General features: G+C 41.5%; 17 protein-coding genes. 11 read left to right on the forward strand and 6 right to left on the reverse strand.

Annotation, left to right across the window (positions count from 1 at the left end; all coding sequences use genetic code 11):
* Positions 1 to 84: 84 nt before the first annotated feature.
* The 3 genes from GXP75_RS05875 (at position 85) to GXP75_RS05885 (ending at position 3,672) form a co-directional block, all read left to right on the forward strand.
* Positions 85 to 1,350: a GntP family permease gene (locus GXP75_RS05875; RefSeq protein WP_242556344.1), complete on the forward strand. Its 1,266-nt coding sequence runs from the start codon at positions 85 to 87 to the stop codon at positions 1,348 to 1,350.
* A 32-nt stretch (positions 1,351 to 1,382) separates the two neighbouring features.
* Positions 1,383 to 2,531 (forward strand): glycerate kinase, encoded by a 1,149-nt coding sequence (locus GXP75_RS05880; protein ID WP_242556345.1) that lies wholly within the window; start codon positions 1,383 to 1,385, stop codon positions 2,529 to 2,531.
* A 109-nt stretch (positions 2,532 to 2,640) separates the two neighbouring features.
* Positions 2,641 to 3,672, forward strand: coding sequence for a polysaccharide pyruvyl transferase family protein (locus tag GXP75_RS05885; protein ID WP_242556346.1), 1,032 nt, complete (start codon positions 2,641 to 2,643; stop codon positions 3,670 to 3,672).
* Positions 3,673 to 3,728: 56 nt separating this feature from the next.
* Here the strand turns inward: GXP75_RS05885 and GXP75_RS05890 are convergent, their stop codons facing one another.
* Positions 3,729 to 4,139, reverse strand: a complete 411-nt coding sequence (locus GXP75_RS05890) for a hypothetical protein (RefSeq protein ID WP_242556347.1) — start codon at positions 4,137 to 4,139, stop codon at positions 3,729 to 3,731.
* Positions 4,140 to 4,153: 14 nt separating this feature from the next.
* Entirely contained in the window at positions 4,154 to 5,617 is a 1,464-nt protein-coding gene (locus tag GXP75_RS05895) for a lipase (RefSeq protein WP_242556348.1), read from the reverse strand.
* A 61-nt stretch (positions 5,618 to 5,678) separates the two neighbouring features.
* Between GXP75_RS05895 and GXP75_RS05900 the strand changes: the two genes are divergently transcribed.
* Both GXP75_RS05900 and GXP75_RS05905 read left to right on the forward strand, forming a co-directional pair.
* The gene (locus GXP75_RS05900; protein ID WP_242556349.1) at positions 5,679 to 6,179 is read left to right on the forward strand and encodes a DUF1433 domain-containing protein; all 501 of its coding nucleotides are present in this window, start codon (positions 5,679 to 5,681) and stop codon (positions 6,177 to 6,179) included.
* A gap of 27 nt (positions 6,180 to 6,206) precedes the next feature.
* Positions 6,207 to 6,710 carry a DUF1433 domain-containing protein gene (locus tag GXP75_RS05905; protein WP_242556350.1) on the forward strand — a complete coding sequence of 168 codons (504 nt, stop codon included), beginning with the start codon at positions 6,207 to 6,209 and terminating at the stop codon, positions 6,708 to 6,710.
* A gap of 36 nt (positions 6,711 to 6,746) precedes the next feature.
* Here GXP75_RS05905 and GXP75_RS21380 read toward each other — a convergent pair whose 3' ends face one another.
* On the reverse strand, positions 6,747 to 6,881 hold the full coding sequence (locus GXP75_RS21380) for a hypothetical protein (RefSeq protein ID WP_277990685.1): 135 nt from the start codon (positions 6,879 to 6,881) through the stop codon (positions 6,747 to 6,749).
* Positions 6,882 to 7,065: 184 nt separating this feature from the next.
* On the opposite strand from GXP75_RS21380, the gene GXP75_RS05910 reads away from it, so the two are divergent.
* The 4 genes from GXP75_RS05910 (at position 7,066) to GXP75_RS05925 (ending at position 11,059) form a co-directional block, all read left to right on the forward strand.
* Positions 7,066 to 7,761 carry a glyoxalase gene (locus tag GXP75_RS05910; RefSeq protein WP_242556351.1) on the forward strand — a complete coding sequence of 232 codons (696 nt, stop codon included), beginning with the start codon at positions 7,066 to 7,068 and terminating at the stop codon, positions 7,759 to 7,761.
* Between the two features lie 291 nt (positions 7,762 to 8,052).
* Positions 8,053 to 8,628 (forward strand): transcriptional regulator YxaF, encoded by a 576-nt coding sequence (yxaF, locus tag GXP75_RS05915; protein WP_061572024.1) that lies wholly within the window; start codon positions 8,053 to 8,055, stop codon positions 8,626 to 8,628.
* 90 nt (positions 8,629 to 8,718) lie between these two features.
* Positions 8,719 to 9,732: a quercetin 2,3-dioxygenase gene (locus tag GXP75_RS05920; RefSeq protein WP_242556352.1), complete on the forward strand. Its 1,014-nt coding sequence runs from the start codon at positions 8,719 to 8,721 to the stop codon at positions 9,730 to 9,732.
* 109 nt (positions 9,733 to 9,841) lie between these two features.
* Complete coding sequence (locus GXP75_RS05925) at positions 9,842 to 11,059, forward strand: DUF418 domain-containing protein (protein WP_242556353.1); 1,218 nt, start codon at positions 9,842 to 9,844, stop codon at positions 11,057 to 11,059.
* Positions 11,060 to 11,126: 67 nt separating this feature from the next.
* Here the strand turns inward: GXP75_RS05925 and GXP75_RS05930 are convergent, their stop codons facing one another.
* Positions 11,127 to 11,585 (reverse strand): RDD family protein, encoded by a 459-nt coding sequence (locus tag GXP75_RS05930; protein WP_061572027.1) that lies wholly within the window; start codon positions 11,583 to 11,585, stop codon positions 11,127 to 11,129.
* Positions 11,586 to 12,013: 428 nt separating this feature from the next.
* On the opposite strand from GXP75_RS05930, the gene GXP75_RS05935 reads away from it, so the two are divergent.
* Positions 12,014 to 12,433 (forward strand): DUF5391 family protein, encoded by a 420-nt coding sequence (locus tag GXP75_RS05935; RefSeq protein ID WP_242556354.1) that lies wholly within the window; start codon positions 12,014 to 12,016, stop codon positions 12,431 to 12,433.
* 160 nt (positions 12,434 to 12,593) lie between these two features.
* Here the strand turns inward: GXP75_RS05935 and GXP75_RS05940 are convergent, their stop codons facing one another.
* The gene (locus tag GXP75_RS05940) at positions 12,594 to 13,931 is read right to left on the reverse strand and encodes an aldehyde dehydrogenase family protein (RefSeq protein ID WP_214915580.1); all 1,338 of its coding nucleotides are present in this window, start codon (positions 13,929 to 13,931) and stop codon (positions 12,594 to 12,596) included.
* Positions 13,932 to 14,073: 142 nt separating this feature from the next.
* Here GXP75_RS05940 and GXP75_RS05945 point away from each other — a divergent pair, with 142 nt between their 5' ends.
* A complete protein-coding gene (locus GXP75_RS05945; RefSeq protein ID WP_242556355.1) occupies positions 14,074 to 15,234 on the forward strand; it encodes a TetR/AcrR family transcriptional regulator in 1,161 nt (386 codons plus the stop codon).
* Between the two features lie 80 nt (positions 15,235 to 15,314).
* Here GXP75_RS05945 and GXP75_RS05950 read toward each other — a convergent pair whose 3' ends face one another.
* On the reverse strand, positions 15,315 to 16,136 hold the full coding sequence (locus GXP75_RS05950; RefSeq protein WP_242556356.1) for an SDR family oxidoreductase: 822 nt from the start codon (positions 16,134 to 16,136) through the stop codon (positions 15,315 to 15,317).
* Between the last annotated feature and the right edge of the window lie 78 nt (positions 16,137 to 16,214).

The raw sequence follows: 16,214 nt of genomic DNA on the forward strand, positions 1-16,214 counted from the left end.
CACTTATTTCATCACCTTTCACAATGTATTCATTTAAGTAAACGCTTACAATAAATACACAACAAACACGGTGGGGGAATGAGCATGGATGTTACCGTAAGTGCTTTAGGGGCCGTCAGTGCCTTACTCATTGCGATCATACTCATCTTGAAAAAAGTGCCGCCTGCATATGGGATGGTTGCGGGCGCTTTAATCGGCGGGTTGATTGGCGGTGTGGATATTACAAATACTGTTGCCTTCATGATGGAAGGCGCGAAAGATATCATCCCGGCGGTTTTGAGAATCATGGCTGCAGGTGTTCTGGCGGGCGTCCTGATTGAGTCAGGAGCGGCTTTATCGATTGCGGAAACGATTATCAAAAAACTTGGAGAATCACGTGCTCTGCTGGCATTATCGATAGCTGTGATGATATTAACGACTGTCGGAGTCTTCATAGACGTAGCCGTCATTACAGTGTCACCGATTGCTTTGGCTATTGCCAAACGCGCAAAGCTTTCTAAAACGGCTATTTTACTGGCCATGATTGGCGGCGGTAAAGCGGGAAATATCATGTCACCGAACCCGAATGCCATTGCTGCTTCTGATGCTTTTGGGGTTCCCCTTACATCTATGATGGCTGCGGGAATTATCCCCGCCATTTTCGGGCTGGCCGTTACATATTTCTTAGCGAAAAGGCTTGTTAATAAAGGCTCTTCAGTGGGGAACCAAGATACGGAAATGAAGGATCAAAAGATTCCATTATTCATAACAGCATTGATTGCGCCGCTTGTCACGATCATTTTGCTCGCATTGCGGCCATTATGTAATATCAGCATTGATCCGATGGTTGCCCTGCCAGCAGGCGGAATCATAGGAGCAATTGCCATGAAAAAGACGAAGAACATCAATGAATATGCCATTTCCGGTTTAAGTAAAATGTCCGGTGTCGCCATTATGCTGTTAGGGACTGGGACATTGGCCGGCATCATTTCCAACTCTGCATTGAAGGATGTCTTTATCAGTGCATTAAACTCGTCAGGACTGCCAGCATTTTTATTGGCTCCTGTGTCAGGCATATTTATGTCTGCCGCAACAGCTTCCACAACAGCGGGAACAGCGGTAGCAAGCGGTGTTTTCAGCAGCACCATCTTAGGATTGGGGATATCAGCGTTGGCTGGAGCGGCAATGATACATGCGGGCTCAACCGTGCTTGATCACCTGCCGCACGGAAGCTTTTTCCATGCTACAGCCGGAAGCGTTAATATGGACATAAAGGAACGCTTAAAACTGATGCCATATGAGTCTATAGTTGGTTTAACGCTCGCAATTATTTCAACTCTCATATTTGGCGTTTTTAAACTATTCGGTTAACGTGTCCTGCGACTATAGAGAGAGGTGATCGTATGAAGATAGTGATTGCACCAGATTCTTTTAAGGAAAGTTTATCAGCGTTGGAGGCTGCTCACGCCATAGAAAGAGGATTCAAATCGGTTTTTCCGGATGCTGTATACAGTAAGCTGCCGATGGCCGATGGCGGTGAAGGAACGGTTCAGTCACTGGTAGATGCGACAAACGGAAGCATGAAAGAACAGTTTGTCACGGGTCCGCTGGGTGAAACAGTGAAAGCATTTTATGGATTACTAGGAGACGGGAAGACAGCCGTTATCGAAATGGCTGCTGCATCGGGTTTGCATCTTGTGCCCGAAGAAAACAGAAATCCGTTAGTCACCTCCACAAGGGGAACGGGAGAATTAATATTAGCTGCCCTAGATTCAGGCGTAAAGCATTTGATTATTGGGGTTGGTGGAAGCGCTACGAATGATGGGGGAGCTGGAATGGTTCAGGCGTTGGGCGGAAGGCTTCTGGATCAATCAGGAAACAATATCGGTCCCGGAGGCGGTGCACTCTCGCAACTCGTTTCAATAGACGTGACCGGTCTTGATGCCAGATTAAAAGACGTGAAAATTGAGGTGGCCTGCGACGTAGATAACCCTTTAACAGGACCTAGAGGGGCTTCAGCTATTTTCGGTCCTCAAAAAGGCGCCACACCTGAAATGGTACATTTACTTGATCAGAATCTGTCCCGCTTTGCTGATATCGCAGAAAGAGCCCTTGGAAAATCCTGCAGAGATATAGAGGGCGCTGGCGCAGCAGGCGGTCTTGGGGCAAGCTTGCTGGCTTTCCTGGACGCTGACCTCAAAAGAGGAATTGATATCGTCCTTGAATTTGTCGGTTTTGAGGATGCAGTCAAAGATGCAGACCTTGTTATCACGGGTGAAGGGCGGATCGATAGTCAAACCATTTATGGAAAAACTCCGATCGGCGTGGCCAAAGCGGCTAAGAAATATGATGTGCCTGTCATTGGGCTTGCGGGATCATTATCCTTAGACAGCGATGTCGTGTATGAACACGGAATTGACGCCCTTTTCAGCATCGTTCCAGGAGTGATTACACTTTCTGATGCATTTGAACACGCCGCACATTATATGGAAAGAACAGCAAGGAACATTGCAGCATCTATGAAAACTGTCAGAAATGCAAATCGTATATAAAGCCCTTTATCCTTTATGCGTTTTTTAGTCAAACACACACACGCGCATACCGCTCCTCCTTTCGGGGTACAGAACAATAAGAGAATCAGCCCAGAAGGAGGACATCAGTATGACCGTACAAGAAATCAAAGGCATAAAACTAGTGAAAGGTATCGGTCCGAATGTTGAGCCGAAAGCCTTATTAAATGATAAACGAAAAGTGTTTCTGTTTGGTTCGCCAAGTTATACCAACATTGGGGATCAGGCAATTGCGTATGCAGAAGAGAAATTTATTAAGAACCATTTTCCTTACTATGAGTACATTGAAATTATGGATTATGCAACAGATGAAGGCATTGAATTGGTAAAGGAAATCATTCGTAAAGACGATATTGTCTGTTTTACTGGCGGGGGTAATTTAGGAAACCTTTACCTCGATATTGAGGAAGACAGAAGAAAGGTCTTTGCGGCTTTTAAAGATTATAAATCTATCTCTCTTCCGCAATCAGTGTACTTTGAAGATACGGAAGAAGGAAATAAAGAGAAGAAGAAAACGCAGAATGCTTATCATCAAAATTCGAATTTAACGATTGCCGCTCGTGAGACACAAACACTAGATGTGGTAAAAGAAACTTTCAATTCAGATGTGATTTTCACTCCGGATATGGTGCTGTCTTTAGATATAGAGCCGAGAGAGCTTGAACGGGACGGCGTTCTCTTTATTTTAAGAGCGGATAAAGAGAAAGTAACCGATGAAGATTTTGTATCTCAAATGATGAAATGGGCAGAGAAAACGACCTATGTGGAGCGAACGGATACCGTGCTGGATACTGTAGACACGATTGATTATGCCGAGCGCGAGAAACATTTTCTGGAGATGCTTGACCGCATTAGTTCTAGTAAATTAGTGATCACAGACCGCTTGCATGCGATGATTTTCTCGATTATTACGAAAACGCCTTGCCTTGTCTTTGGGAATAGCTATGGGAAAGCAAAACATTCTTATCGAGATTGGCTAGAGGGCTTAAACTTTATTGAATATACAGATAAGCAGGATATTGAGAAATTGGAACAGATGATAGATCGTTTGCTTCAAGCAGAGCCGAATGGCGTTGATGTAGCTCAGGACTTTCAACCGTTGATTGATTTTTTTAAAGAGTGATATGAAACATATAAAAAAGCAGACTGATTAGAGTCTGCTTTTTTCCAGTGAATTTTCTATAACCCAATCGAATTCACCAAACTCGATACATCAGAACGAACTTTATCGAATGAAAGGTGATCTTTCATTTTATGAGTGACACTGTCTATTGCTTTTCCAGACATATTGCCTTCAAGCGTTTCTCGTTTTGTTTTTATAGTGTGTCCGGTATCTGAAATATCTTCAAGTATAGAACCCAAACTCTTACGGTCTTCCGCAAATGCATATCTTAGTTGTTTATTTATTGAATTCATCATGGCTGTTTTTTGTTCTTGTCTTTTCTTCTCTTTAAAAGCGGCCAATTGTTCTGGTGTCATTTCAGATGTATCTGCATGAGCATTCGAAAAAATTGATGTCCTTAAGTGTTGACTCGTCACTCTTTGCATAAAACGATCTGCATCTGTAGGTTTTCTTTTCATAAAATCCATGTCTCTTTCTCTCCTTATGAAATCCCCATCCGACTGGCTGCTGCCAAATCTGCATCATGATACGCATGTCCCATATGCCCGAGATCATCTGCGACCATCCGAAGAAAGTGTTGTAAATTCAAGGCTGCATCCAATGCCTGATCATACTTTTCTTTTGAATAAAAAAGGTGGTGTGGTTTATTCAATTTGATCTTATTGATCAGATCATCAACATCAGAAACTGATAATTCATCGTAGTCACCAAAACCAATCATTCGTGTGTGCATGGTTCGGACTTCCTCAATCGAATCCTTGACTTTGTCATCAATTCTTTCAATCTGCCGTATAATTTTAGACCATTCCGTTTCAGCAATATGTTTCAACTGCGTGCTTGTATTCATCAATACATGTGATTTAATAAGAATAGAAACGCCTGTACTGGCTTTCAGGTTTGTTGATTTCATTTGCTTGAGCATTGCTAATGCAAAATCAGGATTGTTTTTTAAAACATCATCGACAGTTTGGACAGAGCCGTCTGAATTGAAGCTGTATCGGTCTAACCCGTGACTGCCAAGCAAAGCTTCAGCAAATAGTATGACATCAAGAGACTTATTTCCATATTGCTTTAGGCCATCTTCTAAAAATATAAATTGTTCAGGGAGACTCTTGCCTTGTATACCCTTGGGCAAAGCTTCATCGTACATCACTTTTACGTTCCCTATTTCAGAAGCATCCCGATTCAGCAAAGATAATCCATCATTTAGGTTAATATATTCTGTTAAACGGTTGCGGAATTCGCCTTTTAACGCTCTGGCCTTTACATCGTCAGGCAGGTTTTCGTATATGTTGGGATTCTCAAAAGTGACACCGCGTTCAATAAAGTCATTCATCACTACGGCGTAGCTTGCATTAGAACCGCCTAATGAGTGACCCGTTACTTGAATGTCTGCATTTTTAAAATCCTTATGTATTTTTTTTGCATATTGATCTGCCTGAATGACCTGGTTCTCTGTTCCGTCATTAAAAGGCTTTTTGCCCACCAAATAACTGGTGTCCATATGAAGCCAATCTTGGAGGATTTCATTTGAATATTCAGAAAGGCCTTTTGCTGAGTCATAGAAAGAACCATCTTCATCTTCAGGAATGTTGATTCCCTTTTTCTCTAATTCTTTAATGAGCTGTTCCCGCTTATCACGATATTGTTTTATTGTGTCTTGAAATTGGCCTAGGCTGATGGGTTCTGAACCGCGATATGCGATGATGGCGTTTTGGATTTTTTCAGGGTGTTTGCCTTGATGAGAATTACGATAATCCTCTCTAGTGACAAGGGTGAGCGCGTTAAGGCCTTTTTTTGTTTTTTTATAATCGATAACGTATAGCTTTTGCCTATTGCTAGTATAAATAATTTCACCAATATGATAGTTTTGAATATCGTAGGCAGCACTCGATATACGGTTGTAATCCTCATCCGTAATTTTAATAGACTTATTTTTAGCCAATTATGCCACTCCTAATCTTTATACATATCTTGTATAATAAAATAAAAAGGATGAATTGCCAATGATAACCATAAAGAAAATGTTATTTGCAGGAGTGATTGTAATAATCTTAATCGCAGGCGCCCTATATTTTAATTTTAATAAAGCCACTACAAAAGATACAACTGGAGGCAACAAAAATATGAACAGTGAAGAAAAAAGCGATCGAGAAAAAGCGGAAGAATATGCAGAAAAAATGAAACCGAAAGTAGAAGAGACATTAAGGAAAGAAGACATTCATCATTTTATAAAAACGATAACCTTTGAAAAAGATATAGAAATAAACCCGATGGGGAGAATCATTATAGATGGCTATGTAAACGGGGACCCGGAAAAGTTTCATTTTTCTGCTGATTTAATCTATAACTCAAACAAGGTTGATGGCATGAGTTTCTCTAAAGACTTAGGCGATCGTTTTGAAAACTGGGATGATTTTGATAGAGAGGTTAAAGAAGACTTTTTAAATAGTTTATCAAAAGAAGAGCGAGAACAATATTTAAAAGACATTGGAGAAATAAAATAAGTTTGCACATTTGGAAGGTCATAAAATATGAAAAAGCCAATGCCATCTAAATTACTTGCTTTTGCTATCGTGTTGTTAATCGTAATGATTAGCTCCATTTTTGAAATAGTAAAAACTTCAGACACTTCTGTAGATAAAAAATACATAACTAATAAAGAAAAAAGTGAACAAGTAAAAGCTGAAGCATACGTCGAGGAAATGAAACCAAAAATAGAAGAAGAGTTACGAAAAGAGGATATTCATCATTTTATAAAGGCTGTAACTTTTGAAGATAAAGTAAATATAAATCCGATGGGAAGAATTGTAGTGAACGGCTATATAAATGACAATCCAGATAAGTTTGACTTTTCCGCAGCCTTGATATACGAGTCAAATAAAGTTGATGGTATAAGCTATTCTCAAGATGTATCAGATCGCTTTAGAGATTGGAGCGAATACAGCAAAGAAGTAAAAGATAAATATATCAAAACTGCTTACCCTGATAAAAAAGAGCGTGAACAATACTTAAGAGACATAGGAGAATTAAAATAAACAGGCGAAATGCCTGTTTATTTTTATAATTACAGCTTATTTCTTCCGCTTCGCTAAACCCCAATCCGCCAGTCCGGCAACTACAGGCGCAGTAACAACCGGATGTTTCGCAGCCTTGACATAAAAACTCTTGGATCTGATCCCTCCTTTATTCGGCCCTACTTTGTTCAAGGGTTGGTATTTGCTGTTTTTCTATTATTCTTCTTATGTTAAAGCCTTTTAGTGTTAAGTGAATTGGAAATAAGAAGGGACTATATAAAGTCGCCTTCTTTTTTTCATTTGCAAAGCCGATCAATTGGATGGATATCTTAACCAGTGATATGATGGAAAAAAGAAGCAAATGGGAGGGGTATGAATGTTAATAAGCAAGGTGACTCTGTACAGTAATGATGTAGATCAAATGAGACATTTTTATGTTCATGAACTTGGATTTCCTTTAATAGAAAGCAGTGAAGACGCTTTTTCAATTAAAGCCGGCTGCAGTGAATTGGAAATCAGGAAAAGCCATTCTGATGAGGAACCTTTCTATCATTTTGCTTTTAATATCCCTCAGAATAAGTTTAAAGAAGCCAAAACATGGGCGAAAAGCAAAGTAACGTTACATAAAGAAGATGATGAGGATGAAGTTTACTTTGAACATTCAGATGCCTATTCACTTTATTTCTCAGATCCGTCTCATAATATAGTAGAATTTATAGCTAGAAATTCATCAGCGGCGAGTGAAGAACATTTTTCAGTTCAGTCTGTTCTCAATATTAGTGAAATTAATATCACAACAAATGATGTGATGTCAGCAGGGAAGGGTCTCATTCAGTTTGGGGTCCCGGTCAGATATGAAGAATCGCTTAAAGAAGATGGGTTGAATTTTATGGGAGAGTATGAGGAAGGGGCGTTTTTACTGTTAGGGCCTAGAGGACGCCGCTGGATTTTTTCAGACAAAAAAGCTGAAGTTTATCCGCTTTCCATTACCATCAATCAAGTGAAGAATATTGAAATAGACAGTGAGGGTGAGATAAGATTTACAGACTGCCGAGACATCCCGACAGCCTAAAAGGAGTAGTGTGGAGGTATCTCATACGGTTAAAAAAGAGTAGAGCATGGCGGTTTTCCATTTATCATCTTACCTGTTGTGCATGGGTCTTATCCCTGTCGAGCAGACAGATAAAAATCAGTGTGTTTCGGTACTCTATTGGAGCACACTGGTTTAATTTTTTCTGCAATCGTTCGTGATTTTAAAAACAAATATACCATCGACGAGGTTTTTATCTCTTTTTGACATTCACACGGTTCTTTTTTATATTATATAAGTCGCTCTTCACCATACCTAGGAGGGAATGTTTCAATGAGTAGCAGAGGAGATTCACGTGAGAAAATTCTTCATACGGCGTCACGCCTGTTTCAGCTGCAAGGATATCACGCGACCGGTTTAAATCAGATTGTAAAAGAAAGCGGTGCTCCGAAAGGGTCCCTTTATCACTTTTTTCCGAACGGAAAAGAAGAATTAGCGATTGAAGCGGTTACATATACAGGAAAGTGTATTGAAGATATCATTCGGCATAGTATGGACAAGATCACTGATCCTGTCGAAGCGATTCAGCTATTTATAAAAGAAACAGCGAGTCAGTTTGATAGTAAGGAGAGCATTCAGGGCATTCCAGTCGGTTTATTGGCAAGTGAGACAGCGTTAATCAGTGAACCGCTGCGTACGGTTTGCATGAAGGTTTTTAAAAGCTGGGAAGCGGTTTTCGCCGGAAAATTAATGCAAAACGGATTTGACGAAGAAGAAGCAAGCAAGCTGGGAACGCTGATTAATTCTATGATTGAGGGCGGTATTATGCTTTCCTTAACGAATAAAAACAAAGCCCCCCTTCTTCTCATTGCGGAGCAAATTCCCGTGCTGGTGAGAAAAAAAGGGTAGCATTTTGTTATCCTTCCCCCTACAATTATATAGAACGGTCTAGTCGTTTATATTTAAATATATAGACTGGTCTAAATTGGAGGAAACAAGATGAAAACTTTATTAAAACATTCATTACCTGAAGAAAAAATGCCTTATTTGCTTCGAAGCGGTGAAGGAGAGCGTTATCTGTTCGGCAGACAGGTTGCAACCATTATGGCAAATGGAAAGAGTACAGGCGATCTGTTCGAGATCGTGCTGCTTTCTGGAGGAAAAGGAGATCATTTTCCGCTGCACATGCACAAGGATACGCATGAAGGAATTTTTGTTCTTGATGGAAAACTTGAGCTTACACTTGATGGAGAAAACCATCTCTTGCTGTCCGGGGATTATGCGCAAATCCCAGCAGGAACGCCCCACAGCTATCGGATGCAGAGCCACAGAACCCGGTTTGTGTCTTACACGATGAAAGGGAATGCGGCGCGTATGTATTCTGTGATCGGAACGCCATATGACAAGGCTGAGCATCCGCCGCACGTGAGCGAAGAGGTGTCGAATGAGCGTTTGGCAGAAGCGGCTGCTGTTGCGGACATTACATTTATTGATGGTGAAAAGCCAGCCGGTGCGGCGAAGCTAGTGGAAAATAAGAAGGTTCCTGATGGAGCTGTCCCATATGTGATTGAGTCTGGCGAAGGAGAGCGCCTATTGACGGGTGATCAGCTACACCGTATTGTGGCGGCTCAAAGGAATACAGATGGGCAATTTATCGTTGTTTCATCTGAAGGGCCAAAAGGCGATCGCATCGTAGATCACTATCATGAACATCACACAGAGACCTTCTACTGCCTTGAAGGGCAATTGACGATGTGGGCGGATGGCGAAGAAATTCAGTTAAACCCTGGCGATTTCTTGCATGTTCCTGCCCATACGGTTCACTCCTACCGACTGGATTCGCATTATACGAAGATGGTGGGCGTATTGGTTCCAGGCTTGTTTGAGCCGTTTTTCCGTACGTTAGGTGAACCGTATGAAGATCACATTTTCCCAAGTGAACCTCAAGCTTTGCGATTTGATCGTGTCATGCAGAATATCGAAAAATTGGATTTGAAGGTTGTTAAACCATAAAAATGACAGTATTGTAAGGTTTAACTCCCAAACTGCCACCTAAATCGATTTTTCAGCACGCCTTTTTTTCATAACCTAAATGTATAGAAAAAAAGGAGCGTGTTGCAATTTGACTTCATTACAGCCAATCCTGAAAGATGAACGTATTCAGGTGCTTGATGTCTTAAGAGGAATAGCAATTTTCGGTATCTTATTTGTTAATTTGGCTCATTTCAGTTATCCGGATATATATTTATCTGTGCTTGGAAAAAATAACTTTTTTACAGAAAAGTGGTCTGATTTAGATTTCAGTGTCAGGATGATATTAGATTTATTGATCCAAACCAAGTTCATTTTATTGTTTTCGTTTTTATTTGGATTTGGCATGGTGGTGATGATGGAGAGATCGTTAAGAAAAGGACAGCGTTTTGTCCCGCTTTATATTAGAAGATTATTAGTATTGCTGATCCTTGGAACAATTCATGCGTTTTTGGTGTGGGACGGAGATATATTAACGCAGTACACCCTGCTTGGCTTTATCTTACTCTTATTTAGAAAAGCAAAGCCGAAAACGCTGGTGATATGGGCGGCCGCTTTGTATCTCATGTTTTCGATTCCTTTCTTGTTGTCGAGCTTTTCTCCTTCAGACGGACAGGAATGGAAGCAAGAGACGATTCAACAAATTGAACAAGAAGCGAAGCAAACGTTGCAGGTTTACAGCAGCGGCAGCTTTAAGGAAGTTGCTCAACAGCGGATTCATGATCGCATGGCCTATATGTCAATGAACGGCATGTTAACATATAACCCGCTTGTATTCTTTCTAGCTTCCATTCCGTATTTCAGTATGTTTTTGCTCGGGGCAGCAGCGGCGAAGGCAGGATTGCTGCATCAGCCTGAAAAGCATCGTCAGCCTTTAAAAAGAGTGTGGCTTGCAGGACTGGTAATAGGAGTTGGCAGCCATGTCTTGTACGGGCTGACCGAGAAGGAAGTCTTTATGCTGATCGGCGCGCCTTTTCTGATGTTTTTCTATGTCACAATGATCGTATATCTTTATCATATGACAAGATTCGCTAAGCCCTTGCAGTACTTTTCCGCCGTTGGAAGAACAGCGTTCACCAACTATCTCATGCAATCTGTCATCGGAACGTGGATTTTCTATCATTTCGGATTGGGTTTATACGGAAAAGTATATCCTGCTGCCGGTATCCTCGTGACAATAGCCATATGTTCTCTCCAAATGATTGTCAGCCATCTTTGGCTGCGAACATTCCGGATGGGGCCGTTTGAATGGTTGTGGAGAAGCGCCACGTATTTAAAATGGCAGCCGATTTTCAAGGAATCAAAATAATAGTTTAGTTACGTAAACACACAAAAGTCTAGACTCTTTTTGATGTCTAGACTTTTTATGTATTCCTTTATTTATAGACAACACGTGTTTGACAAATGATATCATGCAGCCCTTTTTTCTGTCCGAAGGCAACCATGATAAAACCGATATAAAAAATAATTCCAGATAATATGTATGCAAAGTAACGGCCGATTCCCTGTCCGATAGAAACCCGTCCGCCTTGTTCATTGACTACTTTAAGACCGAGGATTTTCTTACCGAGTGTACCTTGCATTTTGGAAGCTGTTAACAGGCCGTAATATAAGATTCCTAAAATGACAGAAATAATAATCATAGGCATTACTCCGAAGATCAAGTAGCTGATTGTATATTCTTCCTCTGTCATTCCGCCTGGGTTTGCTGATACCGCACCAACCACAAAAATGGAAGTAATGATAAATTGAATGATATAAGTTGGTATTCCAACTATAATAAAATCAATAATATAAGCTAAAAAACGAATCCAAAATCCTGCTGGTTTTTCCATGTATATTTTTCTCTCCTTTGAAGTAATCTGGAATAGTATACTTTGCAAAAAAGGTATTGGCAATATGATATGGTGATAAAATCCTAACATTCTTAAAAATGAGTCTTTTATCCTTGTTTTTCTACAATATAAATCTACCAGGGGTCGGTGATAGAAAATGTCTTTTACAACATTAAAAGAAATGATGGAACAGTGCCAGATGACGAGATGCTGTTTTTTAGATTCATATTTTACCAACCGAGCAGGGTTTTTACTGTTCGGTTTTCTTTTCTATAAATGTGATTTACCAAGGAGCATTGTGGTTAATATAGGAAAAATAATATAGATTATAATCCTTTTTTGTTTTATTATAACAGTAGTAAACTAATAGAATTTCAAATCATAAAAAGCTGACAGATTGATTTGAAGTCGAGAAAGGAAAGCAAAATATGAAAACAAAGAAAAACGGTATAATCGTGATGACCTTGGTTTCTGCGTTACTCTTCTGCTTGCTGATTGTCACCGCCTCACTCTCTCCTGTAGCGGATACAGGGCCTAAGGCTAATCAATTTAACACTTTAGGGATGTGGATGGCAGTGGGCACTATTCTTGTCTTTTATCTTTTCCCATTAATCGTTTACATGCTGGGTGTAAAGGCTATGAAGATTGTAATGGCAGTATTTTGCGCGATTGGACTGCTGATCAGTCTGTCGGTGATGGCCGTTATGATCGTGATGGGAGCTGTTGGAGATTATTCAATTTCTTCCTTAATGGGGGTCACTGTTTTTTGCATCGCAAGTTTAATTGTGAATGTGGTTTGGTTTTTTATCGCTTTCCGTTCACCATCAACACTCCAAAAAGCGCTATAACGAAAGCAGGCTATATCAGAGCCTGCTTTTAATTATGAAAGTTCCACAAATAAGGGACAGGTCAATTGGTCAAGATCAGAGTAACGCTTTTGGTCCGGCAAAATAGTAAAAAAGGCGCTCCCCGTTTAAAAAGGAGTGCCTTGTGTGATCGACTTATAAACTACTTAGCTGCTTGAATAAATACGCCTTTTTCATGTGAAAACTCTTTGAAACCGTACACGCCATGATAAGAGCCGATTCCGCTTGTATTGACACCGCCAAATGGCAGGTTCACGTCACTGAAATGAACGACGACATCATTCACAGCGGCATTTCCGGAAGTTGTATGCTGTAAGACGTTATCAATAAGTTCTTGATTGTGGCTGAATACGTACAAAGCAAGGGGTTTATCGCGGTCAGTAATGTAATCAATGACCTCGTCTATGTCTTCATAGTTGATCATCGGCAGGATCGGTGCAAAGATCTCTTCCTGCATGATCTTCATATCAGGCGTAACGTTTTTTAAAACGGTTGGTGAAATGGTGCGGTCGCTTGCATCAAATGTGCCGCCGAACACGACTTCCGCGCCTTTACTGATGGCATCGTCGAACAAGTCTTTCACGCGATGAAAGTTGCGGTCATTGACAATTTGCGTGAACTTATTTCGATCAACGGTATGATCATCCTCCATAAATCCGGCGTTGACAATCGTTTGTAAAAGGCCGGCAAATTGGTCTTGTACGTCCTTTTTAATGAAAATATAATCCGGCGCGATACATGTTTGGCCTGCATTCACAAATTTGCCGACCGCGATTTTTTTCGCCGCGTCCAGCATATCGTATTCACTGTCAATAATGGTCGGACTTTTTCCGCCAAGCTCCAGTGTGACGGATGCCAAATGCTTCGCCGCGGCTGTCATGACGATTTTTCCTACATTTGTGCTTCCTGTGAAGAAAATGTGGTCGAACGGCTGATCTAGCAGCTCAGTTGCAACCTCAACCTCCCCTTCAAATATCGCGACTTCTTTTTCATCAAACGCTTCACGAATCACTTTTGCGGCGATATGGCTTGTGTTCATCGTGAAGTCTGACAGCTTCACAATCGCGCTGTTTCCTGCTGCGATAGAAGCGGCAAGCGGCGCCATCGTCAGCATAAACGGGTAGTTCCACGGACCGAGGATTAACGTAACCCCTTTTGGTTCGTACATTAAAAGGCCGTTTGCATCCGGATGTAAAGAGGAACCAACTTCTTTTGGCGCCATCCATTTTTCCAGGTTGTCCATATTATCTTTAATGGCTTTTATCGTTCCTGCGGTTTCCGCTTTTTTGACCTCGTGATATGGTTTCCGTACGTCTTTGCGGATGGCTTCAATGATGTCTTCCTCGTGTGCGACAACCGCTTCGAGTAAACGGTTCAGTTTTTCTCTGCGCTGCTCAGCTGTTGAGGCACGCAACGCTTTTTGGTTATTTTTCTGTAATTGAAAGACACGTTGAATGTCGGTTTTTATTTGTTGATCCATCGTATATCCTCCTCTATTTGCTTTCTTATTGTCTCGCAACTATTATAAAGTGGTGTCATTTCTTAATGAAAGACAGTGGAAAAGCATTTATACGTTACCGTACATTTATAGAACATCTGTCTAATGAGAGGAGGTGTCTCTTATGCCGGATTCTGTGACGGCTGACATCAAAAAAGCACTGCTGGTTTTATTGAAGGAAAGAGATATTCGCCAAATCACAATGAAAGAAATAGCCGGGCACGCCAATGTGAGCCGAGGGACACTTTACCTTTATTACGGGGATAAATTTTCGATTTTTGAAGACATTGCAGAGGAAATGAAGGAAGGGCTGAGTCAAGCTCTGTATGATTCGCTGAAGAATAAGGATTACTTGAATTTGAACCGCAAGTGGCAAAAGGTGCACCCGACGTTATCGTTTGTCGATCAGCACAGGTCTTTTTTTCAGACGATGATGGACAGGGACAAAATGCCTTATCTCAATTTTCATCGATTCTTTAGAGATGTATTCCATCAGGATGTCATGCTGTCTCCGATCAATGCGAATCTGACGCCGATTGAGCAAGATATTTACGGGCACTACCGGGCTCTTTATACGTACGCGATCATTTTGTATTGGCTGAAAGAGGATCCTGCTGCTTCTGCGGAGGACGTCAGCCAACAAGTGTGGGACCTCGTTTCTCAAAAACGATTTTATTGGCTGTTTGGAAATCCCGCTGCGGTCAAGCAGAAGGAAGAAAAGCACACAGACCGGCGTATTGTCCGGACGAGACAAGCCTTACAAGAGGCCTTACTCGAGTTAATTGTGGAGAAAAAAGAGTATGCGGCGGTAACCATTTCAGACATTACCCGCAAAAGTAATATCCGCCGGGCAACCTTTTATGACCACTATGCGAATAAAGAGGAATTGTTAAAAACGATGATTCATCAATCATGCTCTGAGCTGGTTGAGATGTTTACGATTACAGCCAATCCGGAAACCTATTCCATGGCAGAAGCGGAAATGGCGCTTGTCCGGTTGTTTTCTGCTTTATCTGATCAGATGTCCATCATGCATTTTCTCGATACGGACTATGGAATTCCTGATTTGATACCTGAGATCTTCAGAGCATTAGAATCGTTTTACTTACACCAACAGGTCGATATTCATGCGGGCAAGAAACTCTATGCCTATTATGTCGCCGCTATGATAATCGGGCTGATCTTGTATCGGCTTCATGAAGGGAAAGAACATGCGCCGGAAGTGCTGGCTAGGGAGTTTCTGCAGTTTTTGGATGTGAAGAAATATAAGGTAATCCTGCTATAGTTCGCTGTGATCATATGCGAAATACAAGGAATAAAAAAAGACACCTGCAATCGGTGTCTTTTTCGCACTTTTTCTGCATCTTATTCCGTTTCTTCCTTCCATTTCTCATCAATCAGCATCTTCCCAGGCCATGTATACGCCATAATGCCGCCGTCTGCCGTAATGTCTTCCCCAGTTACATAAGAACTGTCATCTGAAGCGAGGAACAGCGCCACGGTGGCCATTTCCTTCGGCTTTCCTAAACGGCCGAGCGGTGTGATCCATTTGTTGGCTTCGCGGAATTTTTCGCCCATTTCTTGTTCCTTTGTGCCTGCCAGTTTGTCAATCAGCGGTGTTTCAATCGTGCCCGGCGAAATAGAATTGACGCGAATACCGTTTCTTGCATAGTCAATGGCCATCGCTTTTGTGAAATTGGTGATTCCGCCTTTTGCGGCATTGTAGCCGGAACGGTCAAGGTCCGCCGCCCTGCCTGACATGGAGGAGGTGTTGATGATGGAGCCTCCTTTTTCGAGCATAAGCGGAATTAAGTATTTGCTGCATAAAAACGTTCCGCGCAGGTCGACTGCGATAATACGGTCGAACAGTTCAACCGGGTATTCGTGCACTTTTCCGCCTTCCTGATCGACGCCGGCGTTGTTAAAGAGAATATCGATCGTGCCGTATGTGTCTTTCATTTGTTCGGCAAACGATTTTACATTGTCTTCATCTGACACATCGAGATGAAAGGCCTCTGCCTGCCCGCCATTTTTTCTGATGCTCTCGGCTGTTTCTTTCATTTGATCTTCATTGACATCCGCACAAATCACACGCGCGCCCTCATTGGCAAAAACCTGCACCGTTGCTTGTCCAATGCCTGTTGCAGCGCCTGTGATCACAGCGGTTTTGTTTTTAAGCCTTCCCATAAAGCAAGTCCTCCTTTTTCTATATGTCTTCCCGCTGTGTACAGTGATAAACATGCATGAAAAGAAATTCCAGCATAT

The sequence above is a fragment of the Bacillus sp. HU-1818 genome (genome assembly GCF_022695965.1).
Taxonomy (GTDB): Bacteria; Bacillota; Bacilli; order Bacillales; family Bacillaceae; genus Bacillus; species Bacillus atrophaeus.

Coding starts and splice junctions, on each gene's coding strand:
- GXP75_RS05875 (WP_242556344.1), top strand. CDS start 85: ATGGATGTTACCGTAAGTGCTTTAGGGGCCGTCAGTGCCTTACTCATT.
- GXP75_RS05880 (WP_242556345.1), top strand. CDS start 1,383: ATGAAGATAGTGATTGCACCAGATTCTTTTAAGGAAAGTTTATCAGCG.
- GXP75_RS05885 (WP_242556346.1), top strand. CDS start 2,641: ATGACCGTACAAGAAATCAAAGGCATAAAACTAGTGAAAGGTATCGGT.
- GXP75_RS05890 (WP_242556347.1), bottom strand. CDS start 4,139: ATGGATTTTATGAAAAGAAAACCTACAGATGCAGATCGTTTTATGCAA.
- GXP75_RS05900 (WP_242556349.1), top strand. CDS start 5,679: ATGATAACCATAAAGAAAATGTTATTTGCAGGAGTGATTGTAATAATC.
- GXP75_RS05905 (WP_242556350.1), top strand. CDS start 6,207: ATGAAAAAGCCAATGCCATCTAAATTACTTGCTTTTGCTATCGTGTTG.
- GXP75_RS05910 (WP_242556351.1), top strand. CDS start 7,066: ATGTTAATAAGCAAGGTGACTCTGTACAGTAATGATGTAGATCAAATG.
- yxaF (WP_061572024.1), top strand. CDS start 8,053: ATGAGTAGCAGAGGAGATTCACGTGAGAAAATTCTTCATACGGCGTCA.
- GXP75_RS05920 (WP_242556352.1), top strand. CDS start 8,719: ATGAAAACTTTATTAAAACATTCATTACCTGAAGAAAAAATGCCTTAT.
- GXP75_RS05930 (WP_061572027.1), bottom strand. CDS start 11,585: ATGGAAAAACCAGCAGGATTTTGGATTCGTTTTTTAGCTTATATTATT.
- GXP75_RS05935 (WP_242556354.1), top strand. CDS start 12,014: ATGAAAACAAAGAAAAACGGTATAATCGTGATGACCTTGGTTTCTGCG.
- GXP75_RS05940 (WP_214915580.1), bottom strand. CDS start 13,931: ATGGATCAACAAATAAAAACCGACATTCAACGTGTCTTTCAATTACAG.
- GXP75_RS05945 (WP_242556355.1), top strand. CDS start 14,074: ATGCCGGATTCTGTGACGGCTGACATCAAAAAAGCACTGCTGGTTTTA.
- GXP75_RS05950 (WP_242556356.1), bottom strand. CDS start 16,136: ATGGGAAGGCTTAAAAACAAAACCGCTGTGATCACAGGCGCTGCAACA.